Origin of the sequence: Staphylococcus sp. GDY8P120P, from assembly GCF_017892065.1 — a bacterium.
GTDB classification, from domain to species: Bacteria; Bacillota; Bacilli; order Staphylococcales; family Staphylococcaceae; genus Staphylococcus; species Staphylococcus nepalensis.
In genome coordinates, this window is record NZ_JAESKI010000052.1 from 1 (window position 1) to 637 (window position 637).

Annotated in this window: 1 protein-coding gene; it reads right to left on the reverse strand. The window is 35.0% G+C overall.

Features of this window, described 5'->3' with window-relative positions:
* Positions 1–637: AAA family ATPase (locus tag KA900_RS14585; RefSeq protein ID WP_245339224.1), on the reverse strand; the 637-nt coding region annotated here is incomplete at both ends.

Consider the following 637-nt stretch of genomic DNA (forward strand, 5'->3'; position numbering starts at 1 on the left):
ATGCTGGTGATTGCTTCGTAATCAGAAAAGTCTTCAAGCTTTATAGAAATACCTAACTCATCCCACTTATACTCCAAAATATGATGCGTTTCATCTTTACTGAGTTTATCAAATTCATGTGCAAACCCAATTCTTGAATAAAGCTGGGGGTACCGTGCCAACCGTTTTTCGATTCCAGGCATTCCAATTAATATCATTGCGATATCATTTCTATCGTATATATCCCTGAGTTGTTCTAAACTTTGAATTTTTAATCGATCGATTTCATCTACAATAACGAGGTCAATATCTTCAAATGAATCTGTCGTATATTTCTCTTCTTCAGTGTTCTTTGCTCTGTATATGCTTTTCACCATATTTATTCTAAAGCCAATGGAATGAATGTCTTCAGTCATTTTTGTCGCTCTTATAGGGGGCGCAGTATAGAAAATGGTTCTGGATTCGAGTATACTGTCGTCGAGATTTTCTGATTGTAATTCCTTTATATTTGTATAATCTATTTCTTTTTCGATAGCGTCCCAATTGGCAAAATATCTGGAAGACAATGTTTTTCCGACACCGGGTAGACCGTAACAAATGCCGATATATTTATATTTAATACATGCAGCACAAAACTCTGCGAACCTTTTATATTCTT